Below are 11,611 nucleotides of genomic sequence, written 5' to 3' on the forward strand. Positions count from 1 at the left end.
CGGGCGGTTTGCTGATCCATTGTCCAGGAGGAATCCATGACCGAATTCGCCCCCGTTGATCCCACGTCTACCGACGCTTGGAGTCAGCTCGCCGGCATCGCCGAGGGATTCTCGCCTGATCTCCGCGAGTGGTTCGCCACCGACCCGGGACGAGCTGGTCGCTACACCTTGCAGGCCGGCGACCTCACGGTCGACCTGTCGAAGAATCTCCTGACCGAAGAGATCCTGGCCCACCTCGTGCAGCTCGCGAAGGACGTCGACGTCTCAGGCCGGTTCAACGCCATGATCACCGGCGAGCACATCAACGTCACCGAAGACCGTGCGGTTCTCCACACGGCGCTCCGCCGCCCGAAGAATGGCGCAGACCTCGTGCCGCCGACCGGCTTCGTCGTCGACGGTGCGGATGTCGACGCCGACGTCCACGCCACACTCGACAAGGTCTACGCATTCGCCGACAAGGTGAGGTCCGGCGCGTGGACCGGTATAACGGGCAAGGCCATTAAGACTGTCGTCAACATCGGGATCGGCGGGTCCGACCTCGGCCCCGTCATGGTCTACGAAGCGTTGAAACCGTATGTGCAGGCGGGCCTCGAGTGCCGCTTCGTCTCGAACATCGACCCGACGGATGTCTACGAGAAGACGGCGAACCTGGACCCGGAGACCACCCTTTTCATTGTCGCGTCCAAGACGTTCGGTACCCTCGAGACCCTCACGAACGCCCGGTTGGCGCGCGAGTGGCTCTGGAACCAGCTCCTCGCCTCCGGCGCCATCGAGGACACTGACGCCGCCCGTGCCGCGGCCGTCGCCAAGCACTTCGTCGCCGTGTCGACCGCCCTCGACAAGGTCGCCGCATTCGGCATCGATCCCGAGAACGCCTTTGGATTCTGGGACTGGGTCGGCGGCCGTTTCTCGATCGACTCCGCGATCGGCACGTCCGTGGTCGTTGCCATCGGCCCGGACAACTGGCGCGAATTCCTGTCCGGTTTCCACACCATCGATGAGCACATGCGCACGGCGCCCCTCGAGCAGAACGTCCCGGTCCTGATGGGTCTTCTCAACGTCTGGTACTCCAACTTCCTCAAGGCCCAGAGCCATGCTGTGCTCCCATACGCCCAGTACCTCCACCGCTTCCCGGCGTACCTCCAGCAGCTCACCATGGAATCGAACGGAAAGAGCGTCCGCTGGGACGGGACAAGCGTCACGACCGACACCGGTGAGATCTTCTGGGGCGAACCGGGCACGAACGGACAGCACGCCTTCTACCAGCTCATCCACCAGGGCACGCGCCTGGTCCCCGCGGACTTCATCGCGGTCGCGAATCCCGCCCACCCGTTGAAGGATGAGACGGGCGACGGCGCCGCCGTCGAGCCAGGACAGGACGTCCACGGGCTGTTCATGGCGAACTTCTTCGCCCAGACGAAGGCGCTCGCCTTCGGGAAGACGGCCGCGGAGGTTCGTGCAGAAGGCACGGACGAGTCCGTGGTGCCGGCCCGCTCGTTCAGCGGGAACCGTCCGACGACGTCGATCCTCGCGCCGGCCCTCACGCCGAGCGTCGTCGGCCAGCTCATCGCGCTCTACGAGCACATCGTGTTCACCGAAGGCACGATCTGGGGCATCGATTCGTTCGACCAGTGGGGCGTCGAACTGGGCAAGCAGCTTGCGCTTCAGGTCGCTCCCGCCGTCGACGGGGATGCGGACGCACTCGCAGCCCAGGACTCCTCGACGAAGGCCCTGATCTCGAAGTACCTCGAGCTGCGCAACTGACGCCGACCGGGTACGTCACGCATGGTGACGTACCCGGTAGGGGTCTCCGGTCGCTCCTAGTCGTAGATGACCGCGAGACCCTGGCGCTTGAGTTCGGCGAGACCGTCGCGCATGGCCTGGAGCCGGTCGGGGGAGTGCCCTGTCCAGTCCTCGAGTTCGCCGACGATCGTGACCGGCTCCGTGGTGCGGTACGACAGGGTCGGGTTCCCGGAGAACTTCTTGTCCGTCACGTTGGGGTCGTCTTCGAGGGCACCCGTCGGTTCGACGATGTAGATCCGGCCGCGGCCGTCTCCGGCCGCGAGCTCGGCCCCCCACGTCGCGGCATCCAGGGTCGCCGTCAGGTAGACGTAGTTCGTCGTCCGTCCCGCTTCGAAGTTGGACCCGCGCCCGGGCACCAACAGGTCCCCCACGGCCAGGTCGGCTTTCGTGCCGTGAAAGAGGGCCCCCGATTCGTGGACTTCGAATGGTGTGGGTTCGTTTGTCATGCGCACTCCCTGAAAGGTCGATTCACGATCGTACCCGGCCGACCCCGTGCGAGAACAGGGCGGTCAGGCGAACGTCCGGATGGCGCTCACCCGCAGGAGGTCGAGCCTGGCAGCATCCGTTGAGCCAGGAACCACCGTGTACACGACGATCTTCAGGTCACTCCCGGGCGCCGCAAGGACATCGCAATCGAAGGTGATCGGGCCGACGAGGGCGTTCTGCACGGTCTTGCGGGACTCGCGGTGTTCCCCGAACGTCGCCGAACTCCATAACCGTTCGAACTCCTCCGAGGTCGCGCGCAGGTCGGCGATGAGTTCAGAGAGCGCGGTGTCGTCCGGGTACCGGGTCGAGGCCACGTGAACATCGGCGACGAGGTCCCGATGGAACTCAACGAGGTGCTCCGGGCTGTGCTCGACGAACGACGGGCCCCCGGCGAACCGGTTCCAGAGCAGGTTGGAACCGCGTCCCGCCGCCGGAGCCTCACCGAACAAGGTCAGCCAGAGGTCGTTGACCAGCAGGGCATCCCAGGCGGCAGAGAAGACCGCGACGGGGACTTCACTGAGCCGGTCGACGATGTGCCGAACTCCCGGCGTCACGTGCCGGGGGACCATGGTCTTCGTCGGCACCGCTACCCCGCCGATGCGGAATAGGTGGTCCCGTTCGTCGTTGGTGAGTCGAAGCGCGCGGGCGAGCGACCCGAGCACCTGCGGTGACGGATGCGTGGCGCGGCCCTGCTCGAGACGAACGACGTAGTCGACGCTGAGGTTGGCGAGCATCGCGAGCTCCTCGCGGCGCAGCCCGGGCGAGCGTCGGTCTCCACCGGACGGCAAACCCGCCTCAACGGGAGAGATCCGGTCGCGCCACGCGCGAAGCAGGGAAGCGAGTTCTGGCATGGCTCCACTCTGCCCTTCCCGGCTGGGCAGCGGGTGGTACTGGCAATCCCAGCAAGTGTCGCGGGCACGCCCGCAGGCTGGAATCATGACAACAACACTCATCACCGGTGCCAACAAGGGCCTCGGACTCGAAACCGCCCGCCGCCTCCTCCGGGCCGGACACACCGTCTATGCCGGCATGCGCGACACGGCCAACGGCACGGATGCTGCTGCTCTCGGCGCCCACGTCCTGCAGCTGGACGTCACGGACGACGAGTCCGTCGCATCCGCGATCGCCTCACTACCCGAGCTGGACGTTCTGATCAACAACGCCGGGATCGTCGGCTCGCACGCCGGAGTCGACGAATTCGGTGCGGACGACCTGGCCGCGGTCTTCGACACCAACGTGTACTCGATCGTCCGCGTCACCCGGGCCGCCCTGCCGCTGCTCAGAGCGTCCGGCAACGCCCGGATCGTCAACGTCGCCAGTGGGCTCGGGTTCCCGCGTTTTGTCACAGACCCCGCCCGCGTCGAATCGACGATCACCGGCCTCGGCTACATGACGTCCAAGGCCGCGGTGATCATGCTCACCCTGCAGTACAGCAAAATGCTGCCGTCGATGCGGGTGAACACGATCGATCCGGGCTACACGTCCACCGATCTCAACGGTCACAGCGGCCCGCAGACCGTAACCGAGGGCACGGATGCTGCGGTGGCGATGGCGACGATCGGTCACGACGGTCCGACCGGAACGTTCAGCGACCGTGACGGTCTCATCGCCTACTGACGTTCCGGGTACTGGCAGGACCTCCCACCCTCGAGGGATGTGACGTACCGTTTTGGCGTGGACAACAAGACCGAGATTCGTGACTTCCTGGTGACGCGGCGGGCACGCATCACGCCCGAACAGGCCGGGCTGCCTGACTTCGGTGGGAAGAGGAGAGTCGCCGGACTCCGCCGCGAAGAGGTCGCGATGCTCGCCGGGGTGAGTGTGGACTATTACGTCAGGCTCGAACGCGGCAACCTCGGCGGCGTCTCCGAGAGTGTCCTCGAGGCCCTGGTGCGTGCTCTCCAGCTCGATGAAACCGAGCGGGCTCACCTGTTCGACCTGGCACGGACGGCCAATGCTTCTGTCGGTACGCGGCGGCGACCAGCCGTCAGCCGGGTTCGCCCCGGTGTCATCATGCTGCTGGATTCGATCGCCGCACCGGCGTGGCTGCGTAACGGGCGGATGGACATCCTCGCGACGAACGCTCTGGGGCGCGCGTTGTACGCGCCGGTCTTCGACGGCCCGCTGACGCCCCCCAACACCGCGCGGTTCGCGTTCCTCGATCCGAGAGCGGTCGACTTCTGGCCCGACTGGAACCTGATCGCTTCCGGCACGGTCGCGACGCTCCGGGCGGAAGCGGGCAAGAACCCGTATGACAAGGGCCTGACCGACCTGATCGGGGAGCTCTCGACGAGAAGTGAGGAGTTCCGCATCCGCTGGGCTGCCCACGATGTCTACCAACACACGTCAGGGGAGAAACGGCTCCACCACCCCGTGGTCGGCGACCTCGAACTCACCTACGAGGCCATGCAGCTTGTGACGGACGAGGGGCTCACCCTGCTCGTGTACGGCGCCGAGCCGGGCACGAAGTCCGCAGACGCCCTCGGCCTCCTGGCGAGCTGGGCTGCGACAGAGGCGCGGGAATCTCGCGCCCTGTCGATCGATGAGCACCACGCGGGCTGAGGAACCCCAGCCCGCCAACGAAAGGAAGAACCAGATGGACTACCGCCTCTTGGGACGCACCGGTGTAGAAGTGAGCCCCCTGTGCCTCGGCACGATGATGTTCGGCGCCTGGGGCAACCAGGACGTCGACGACTCGATCCGGGTCATCCACCACGCCCTGGATGCCGGGATCAACTTCGTCGACACTGCCGACGTCTACTCCGGAGGCGGATCAGAGGAGATCGTCGGGAAGGCCCTCGCGGGACGTCGTGACGATGTCGTCCTCGCCACCAAGTTCTTCATGCCGATGGGGAAGGGCCCGAACCAGAGTGGCGGGTCTCGGAAGTGGATCATGCAGGCCGTCGAAGGCTCACTGCGCCGCCTCGGGACCGACTACCTCGACCTGTACCAGGTGCACCGCCCGAGCGCCGCGATGGACGTCGAAGAGACGCTCGGCGCGCTGACCGATCTGGTCAGGCAGGGAAAGGTCCGTTATATCGGCTCGTCGTCGTATTCCGGCAGCCAGATCGTCGAGGCGCAGGTGGCCGCACGCGACCGGAACCTCGCCAGGTTCGTCACCGAACAGCCGCCCTATTCGCTCCTCGTCCGCGGCATCGAGCAGGATGTCCTTCCCACGGCACGTCGCTACGGCATGGGCACCCTCACGTACAGCCCACTCGCCGGCGGGTGGCTCTCCGGCAAGTGGCGCAAGGACGCCGCTCCCGTCCCGACCTCGGCGGCACGCCCGAGCGCCCGTTTCGATATGACGAGCGTCGCCAACCAGCAGAAGCTCGAGGTCGTCGACGCCCTCGCCCGGGTCGCTGACGAGGCCGGTCTCACACTGATCCAGATGGCGATAGCATTCGTGATCAACCACCCGGGAGTCACCTCGGCGATCATCGGCCCGCGCACGATGGAGCAACTCATTTCGCAGCTTCCCGCCGCGGACGTGATCCTTTCCACCGAGGTGCTCGACGCGATCGACGCTCTCGCGGTAGGGCGGATGCTGCGAGGCCGACGATGAGACCGTGCGAAGGTCAGACCGTGCGCGGGGCCTTCGCGAGGTTGGCCTCGAGCTCGGCGGTGTTCTGGCGGATCACGTAGGCCGGGCGGTCGCGCTCGACTCGCCAGCTCTCGGAGAGCGGGCCGATGTTCACGGTGTCGAAGCCGAATTCGTCATACAGCTTCGTGACGAAGTCGGAGGCATCCGCGAAGTCAGACGAGGTCGCGAGCGCGCGCCGCGCCGGGTCGCCGGCGGGGTGCGCGTCTCCGGTGATGTCGACGGCCATGATGTGGTTGAAGCCCTTCGCGACCCGGGACGTGGGCAGGTGCGCCTGCAGCATGCCGGTGACGGTCGCCTCGCCCTTGTCGAGGGCGTCGATGTGGCCGTCGCGTTCGAAGTAGTAGTTGTTGGTGTCGATCACGATCTTGCCGGCGAGTGGCTCGACGGGCACGTCCGCGTATGCCTTGAGCGGCACGGTCACGACGGCGACGTCTGCGGCCTCTGCCGCCTGGACGGCGGTTCCGGCCGTCGCCTTCGGGCCGAGTTCGGCCACGAGGTCCGCGAGGGTCTCCGGGCCGCGAGAGTTGCTGATCACGACGTCGTAGCCGCTCTCGATCGCCTTGCGGGCGACCTGGCTGCCGATGTTTCCTGCTCCGATGATTCCGATAGTTGTCATGATCGCGACAACGAGGTCCGGGCGGAAAATGTTCCCGCATCAGCGAAAAGTACGCGCCTGGCGAAATCGTTCACACGGCGAATCGGGTGATGGCCGCGGCCGGCCCTCCGCCGGGAACGTCGTCGGCGCGGACCGCGAGCACCCGCGCGCCCGAGAGCAGGGCCCGGCGGGCGATCTCGTCCACGACGCCGTAGTTGTGGGCGTCGTCGACGTCGTCGAAGGTGATCGCACCGGATTCCTCGTCGACGTACCCCGGGATCTTCCGGTCGATGTCGACAACGAGGGTGTCGATGGCGCCGTAGGTGGCGGCACGGGCGATATCGCTGAGGTCGGTGGCGCCGCGGCCCTCGTTGAAACGGGCCTCGATCAGATCGGAGAGTTCACCGAGCTGGGCGGCATAGAGCCGGTCCAGGACGGGACGCGCGACGGCCGCGAGCTCCTCGGGAGTCCGTTCGTCGGGGTTTCCTTCGATGGTCGGGGCGGCGAGGAGCGGATACCCGCTGACCCCGCGGAAGATGCTGTTCAACGGTTCCGCGGTGGCCAGAATGAGTGGCAGGCCCGAACCCGTCACGAGTGGCCTGATCGCGGCATCCACCGATCGGGAATACTGGGCGAGGCGCACCTTCTGCCCCTCTGAGCCCTGGATGCGCCCGGACGGTGATCGGCCGCTGATCGACGGAAGACCGACGGCGCTCGCCGCGTCAGCAGGCAGGCCGGGCACGTCGACGACGTATGCTCCCGCGTCCGGCGAGACCTCGACCAGCCGGGCCGCATTCTGCGACACGGCGAGCACGAACGCCGTTTGCGGGAAGGTGATCGCCCGGAGCAGGGGCTTGATGTACAGGCGATCGGCCACCTCGAGCACGGAGGGGAGCACGTTGGGCACCCGAAACGTCTGCAGGTGGCCCGAGTAGTGGAAGATCGCGAGCGACCGCGACAGGTAGGACCAGAACTGACGGTCCTGGATGAGGTCCGCGATCGCGTCCTCGAGCTCTTCGACGGCGGCCCGGCCCGCCCCGGCCTCGGTGAGCTGCCGGGCTGCGGCCGCAACCTGGTTGCGGAGCTCGATCCGGGACGGTTCGGATTCGGTCGGAACCGGACTCGTGGGCAGATAGATCGAGACGCAGAACGGTTCCCGCACGGCCGCCAGCTGCCGGATCGACGTTGGATTGGGGATGTCGGTGTGCAGCATGTCTGGCCCGTACCTTCCGGAGAGTCGTTGTCTGGTTTCTCGTGCGTCCCCCGCGACGACGACAGTGTAGCCCCGGCTCCGGAGGGCCGCGCGGCGCATCCGTGCAGCTGCGGGCCGTAGTGTTCCAGTGAGGTCCGATCGCCAGGATGTCTGGTTCGGGCCGGTCGCGACTGAGAGGGATTGAACATGGAGTATCGCCGTTTGGGCAAGTCCGGGCTGCAGGTCAGCGAGGTGTCCCTCGGGTCGTGGGTGACGTTCGGCAAGCAGGTGCGCGAGGACGACGCGCTGGCGTTGATGACGCTCGCCTATGACTCGGGGATCAACTTCTTCGACAACGCCGAAGGCTATGAAGCAGGTGCATCGGAGGCCCTGATGGGGGCCGCGCTGGAGAAGCTCGGCTGGGACCGTGATTCCTACGCCGTGTCGTCGAAGGTCTTCTGGGGCGGATCGAAGCCCACGCAGCGGGGCTTGTCGCGCAAGCACGTGACCGAAGCCTGCCATGCCGCGCTGAAGCGCCTGCGGGTGGACTACCTCGACCTCTACTTCTGCCACCGTCCCGACATCGATACGCCGATCGAAGAGACGGTCTGGGCGATGCACAACCTCATCATGCAAGGCAAGGTGCTGTACTGGGGAACGTCGGAGTGGAGTGCGCAGCAGATCACCGAGGCCCACGCCGTCGCCCGGGCCCTGCACATCACGCCGCCGACCATGGAACAGCCGCAGTACAACATGTTCACGCGCCAGAAGGTGGAGAGCGAGTTCCTGCCGTTGTACGACACCTTCGGCCTCGGCACGACCATCTGGTCGCCGCTGGCCTCCGGGGTCCTCACCGGCAAGTACAACGACGGGGTTCCCTCGGACAGCCGGATGAACCTCCCGGGCTACGAGTGGCTCAGGGCGGAGTGGGAATCCGAAGCCGGGAAGGCCAAGCTCGAGAAGGTCCGCAGACTGGCGACCGTCGCCTCGGATGCCGGGCTGCCCTTGACGCACCTGGCGCTGCTCTGGTGCCTGCGCAACCCGCGGGTGTCGACGGTGATCCTGGGGGCGAGTAAGAAGGAACAACTGGCCGACAACCTCGCGGCCCTGGACTCGAAGGCCGCTCTGACCGCCGAAGTGGTCGCAGCGATCGAGGAGATCCTCGGCAACGAACCGCCGGCCCCCCAGCGCTACTGAGCTCACCCGCGGGCGCTGGCACCGTCCTTCGGTCGTCTCAGTGGACGAGGACCGCGACCGAAATGTCCGGCTGCGGGCGCGCGAAGAGATAACCCTGACCGTAGCGGCAGCCCATATCTCGGAGGAGCTCAAGCTGTTCGCTGGTCTCGATTCCCTCGGCGACGACGTCGAGTCCGAGGGAATCGGCCAGGTGCAGGATTCCCCGTACGATCGCCTGGTCGCGGTCAGAGGAGACAAGGTTGTCGATGAAGGTCATGTCGATCTTGAGTAGATCGACCTCCAGCGAACGGAGCTGGGCGAACGAGGAATAGCCGGTTCCGAAGTCGTCGATCGCAAGGCGGACGCCGAGATCGCGCAGTTCGTCGAACGTGCGGGTCGCCGAATCCATGACGTCGATAACGGCGCTCTCGGTGAGTTCTAGCCAGAGCTGGCCGGGCGCCAGCCCGGTCTCGAGGAGGGCGCGGCGAACGACGGTGCCGAAGTCCGAGCGCACGAACTGCCGCGCGGAGACATTGACGCTGACGGCTTGATCGGCATCGAGCGAAGTGGCCGCAGAACACGCCTGCCGAAGCACCGCGCGGCCGATGTCCCTGATCAGCCCGGTCTCCTCGGCGATCGCGATGAAATCGCCCGGCGCGACAATGCCGATTTCCGGTCGCCGCCAGCGCGCCAGGGCCTCGGCCGCCGCGACCCGCGGGTTCTGCAGGTCGACGATCGGCTGGTACCAGGTCTCGATCTCACTGCGTCCGACAGCAGTGCGAAGCCCGATCTCCGTGTCGACCCGCCGGCGGATGCGCCCGCGCAGGTCGTCGTTGAACACCTCGTACCGGGCGCGACCCTGGTCCTTCGCCAGGTACATCGCCTGGTCGGCCTGCCGGAGCAGCGTCTCGGCGTCCTCGGTACCCGTGCTGACGGCGATGCCGATGCTCGTGTCGACCATTGCGGTCTGGTCGCCGATCTCAATGGGCAGGGACACCGCGGCTTGCACCGCCTTTGCGATCCGGCGTGCCTCCGCGCCCGTGCCGATGTCGGGACAGAGCACGACGAATTCATCGCCGCCGATCCGGGCGACCGTGTCAGAGGCCCGGACCGCCGCGCGCAGCCGGACCGCGATCTGGGCGAGGACCGCGTCGCCGGCGTGGTGGCCGAGGCTGTCGTTGACGACCTTGAAGCGGTCGAGGTCGATGAAGAGCAGGCCGACTCCACGGTGCGCCCTGGCGGCGAAGAGGAGTGCCTGGTCGAGCCGGTCGAGCAGGAGCAGGCGGTTGGGCAGGTCCGTCAGGGGGTCGTGGAAGGCGAGGTGCTCCACACGCGCCTCCGCCGCTCGCACGGCCGTGACGTCGGTGACGCTCAACAGGTAGCCGGTGACGCCGGTCGTGTCGAGAATCCGGGTGGCGCTCGCCTGCACCCATTTCGCCTCACCGGTCAGGGTCTGGAACCGGAACGTCGATTCAAAGGCGGCACCGGATGCGACGGTCGTCCTCCACGCGTCGATCACCCGCTCCGCGTCGTCGGCGTGGATGTTCCGGCCCCAGCCATCTCCCCGCGACGCCTCGACGCTCAGTCCGGTCATTCGCATCCACTGCTCGTTGGTTGTGACGACGCCGCCGCCGGCGTCGAATTGCACGATGCCGACGGGCGCGATGCGGATGAGCGCGTGCAGTCGCTCGGCGGTCCTGGCCAGTTCGCGGGTACGGTCGTGCACCGCGCTCTCCAGGGTTGCATTGGCCACGGCCAGGGCGTCGAAAGCGCCGTCCCGTTGGATGTCGAGCGCGCGGAGCCGTCCGGCCGCGATCCAGGCGACGCCGAGGACGAGCCCGATGGTGGACGAGACGAGCAGCGCGTTGCCCAATTCGGCGTCGAACCAGCCTTCTCGCTGGGCCCAGAGGCGCAGCCAACCAAGAAAGAACGGACCGAGAATGATAATGGGGAGACCGCTTCGGAGTAGCCGGCCCGCACTCCGGCGGTCGCGGACCAGGCCGACCAGCCCGATATCCGGTCGTTCGTACAGGATGGCCGCGGCGATCGCGCCCACGCAGAGAACGGTGAGCGTGGAGATGTTCAGCGGCCGGCCGGGGTCACTCACGGCCGATACTCCGTAAGCGGCGCTGAGGATCGTCAGGAGCACCAGCAACAGGGTGAGAACGGCGAAGCCGGCGGTGACGGCGGCACCCGCCACGCCACGGAGGCAGAAGGCGAGTCCGAGGAGCACGAGGGAGAGTGCGGTCCCGATCGCCATTCTTGGTGGCGAGCCACCGAGGCGGAGCCCCGGCAGGAGAACGTCGACGCCCAGGCCAACGCCCGAGACGTATTCGGCGAGGGTCAGTCCGCCGATGACGGTCGCGGCGGCGCCCAGCGCTGTCGCGACCGCCGGGCGGTCGGCGAGGGCGAGGGCGACCGCGAGAACGAGGAGCCCAACGATCGTTGTCGGCTTCATGACGTCGTGTGGCAACGCTGCGCCGGCCGACAGGTCGAGCATGTACCACCGGACCAGGGAGAAGAGGGTCACCAGGGCGACGAGGGCGGAAACGACCCGACTGTCACGGCTGACGCGCACCACCGCTCCCCCCAACTGCCGGGCATTGGTGCCGGTCGACACTTGAACAGTACTGGCTTCCGATGCGGTGCCGTGCACGCAGTCCGGTTCGCCTCCGCGAGAGCGGGTGAATCGTCGTTCTGCCGCGCTCAGAACGACGGCTCACCCGCTTTCGCGAGGAAGGGGGAGGTGTGGGGG

10 protein-coding genes are annotated in these 11,611 nt (G+C 67.0%); 5 read left to right on the forward strand and 5 right to left on the reverse strand.

Annotated features, from left to right (window positions below; genetic code table 11):
- Positions 1-36: 36 nt before the first annotated feature.
- Positions 37-1,764 carry a glucose-6-phosphate isomerase gene (pgi, locus tag QN357_RS05805; protein ID WP_134449144.1) on the forward strand — a complete coding sequence of 576 codons (1,728 nt, stop codon included), beginning with the start codon at positions 37-39 and terminating at the stop codon, positions 1,762-1,764.
- Positions 1,765-1,820: 56 nt separating this feature from the next.
- On the opposite strand, the gene arr is transcribed toward pgi, so the two are convergent.
- Positions 1,821-2,249, reverse strand: a complete 429-nt coding sequence (gene arr, locus QN357_RS05810; RefSeq protein ID WP_323504665.1) for an NAD(+)--rifampin ADP-ribosyltransferase — start codon at positions 2,247-2,249, stop codon at positions 1,821-1,823.
- 63 nt (positions 2,250-2,312) lie between these two features.
- A complete protein-coding gene (locus QN357_RS05815) occupies positions 2,313-3,140 on the reverse strand; it encodes a helix-turn-helix transcriptional regulator (protein WP_134449142.1) in 828 nt (275 codons plus the stop codon).
- Between the two features lie 85 nt (positions 3,141-3,225).
- On the opposite strand from QN357_RS05815, the gene QN357_RS05820 reads away from it, so the two are divergent.
- Genes QN357_RS05820 through QN357_RS05830 form a run of 3 tightly spaced genes read left to right on the forward strand, consistent with a single transcriptional unit; the run spans position 3,226 to position 5,854 of the window.
- Entirely contained in the window at positions 3,226-3,906 is a 681-nt protein-coding gene (locus QN357_RS05820) for an SDR family NAD(P)-dependent oxidoreductase (protein WP_134449141.1), read from the forward strand.
- Positions 3,907-3,963: 57 nt separating this feature from the next.
- On the forward strand, positions 3,964-4,851 hold the full coding sequence (locus QN357_RS05825; protein WP_323504666.1) for a helix-turn-helix transcriptional regulator: 888 nt from the start codon (positions 3,964-3,966) through the stop codon (positions 4,849-4,851).
- A 34-nt stretch (positions 4,852-4,885) separates the two neighbouring features.
- Positions 4,886-5,854 (forward strand): aldo/keto reductase, encoded by a 969-nt coding sequence (locus tag QN357_RS05830; protein WP_323504667.1) that lies wholly within the window; start codon positions 4,886-4,888, stop codon positions 5,852-5,854.
- 13 nt (positions 5,855-5,867) lie between these two features.
- Here QN357_RS05830 and QN357_RS05835 read toward each other — a convergent pair whose 3' ends face one another.
- Together QN357_RS05835 and QN357_RS05840 are read right to left on the reverse strand one after the other, a co-directional pair.
- Entirely contained in the window at positions 5,868-6,509 is a 642-nt protein-coding gene (locus QN357_RS05835; protein WP_134449138.1) for an NADPH-dependent F420 reductase, read from the reverse strand.
- A gap of 70 nt (positions 6,510-6,579) precedes the next feature.
- Positions 6,580-7,701, reverse strand: coding sequence for a hypothetical protein (locus QN357_RS05840; protein ID WP_134558329.1), 1,122 nt, complete (start codon positions 7,699-7,701; stop codon positions 6,580-6,582).
- A 186-nt stretch (positions 7,702-7,887) separates the two neighbouring features.
- Here QN357_RS05840 and QN357_RS05845 point away from each other — a divergent pair, with 186 nt between their 5' ends.
- The gene (locus tag QN357_RS05845) at positions 7,888-8,877 is read left to right on the forward strand and encodes an aldo/keto reductase (protein ID WP_322188807.1); all 990 of its coding nucleotides are present in this window, start codon (positions 7,888-7,890) and stop codon (positions 8,875-8,877) included.
- Between the two features lie 37 nt (positions 8,878-8,914).
- On the opposite strand, the gene QN357_RS05850 is transcribed toward QN357_RS05845, so the two are convergent.
- The gene (locus QN357_RS05850) at positions 8,915-11,434 is read right to left on the reverse strand and encodes a putative bifunctional diguanylate cyclase/phosphodiesterase (RefSeq protein WP_323504668.1); all 2,520 of its coding nucleotides are present in this window, start codon (positions 11,432-11,434) and stop codon (positions 8,915-8,917) included.
- Positions 11,435-11,611 lie beyond the last annotated feature (177 nt).

This window comes from Cryobacterium sp. RTC2.1 (assembly GCF_035018685.1).
Classification (GTDB): Bacteria; Actinomycetota; Actinomycetes; order Actinomycetales; family Microbacteriaceae; genus Cryobacterium; species Cryobacterium glucosi.